This window comes from Saccharopolyspora sp. 6V (assembly GCF_020176785.1).
GTDB lineage: Bacteria > Actinomycetota > Actinomycetes > Mycobacteriales > Pseudonocardiaceae > Saccharopolyspora_C > Saccharopolyspora_C gregorii.
The window spans coordinates 1-633 of record NZ_JAIUKB010000236.1 but is presented as its reverse complement, the minus strand read 5'-3'; the positions used below and the strand labels follow the sequence as shown (position 1 = coordinate 633).

Sequence of the window (633 nt, the reverse complement as noted above, 5' to 3'; positions counted from 1 at the left end):
CGCACGCGTGGGCGATGCGGCTCCTGCTGCTCGCGGAACGCCTCAGCGCCCGCGAAGCGCTGCGGTACGGGCTGTTGAACGAGGTGGTGCCCGCTGACGAGGTGCTGCCGACCGCGATCGAGTGGGCGGAACGTCTCGCGGGACTGAGCGGGACGGCCGTCGCCACGATCAAGGAAGCGGTGCTGCGGCTGGGAAATCTGCCTCCGGAGGAGGCGTTCCACAGCGAAGCCCTCTACGGGCAACGCGCTTTCGGTTCCCCCGACGCGGCCGAAGGTCTTGCGGCATTCCGGCAGAAGCGCGACCCGGTGTTCCCGTCTCGCCGGTCCATGCGGGGCGACGCCGAGAGCTGACGGCACTCCACCGCCTACCGGGGCCGACGGGCAGCGTGCTCGTCGGCCCCGGTAGTGCGCTCTCACGCAGGACCAACAGGCGAGTGTCGGTATCGCACATCATCGCGCGGCAATGGTGTGTTCTTCGTCCATAACCGGTCGCCCCGCGGCGGACCTAGCGTCTCGCTGGAACGGCGACGCGGCCGGCGGCGTGAACTCGGCGCGGTCGGCCCGCTGCCGCGCAGCATGCGAGTGCCCAGGAGGAACGGTGTCGACCAGTCGACCAACAGGATTCGAAGATCGC

1 protein-coding gene is annotated in these 633 nt (G+C 69.8%); it reads left to right on the top strand.

Annotated elements, in window-relative coordinates:
• Positions 1-350: enoyl-CoA hydratase/isomerase family protein (locus LCD35_RS29695; protein WP_255615795.1), on the top strand; the 350-nt coding region annotated here is incomplete at its 5' end.
• Positions 351-633: the final 283 nt, after the last annotated feature.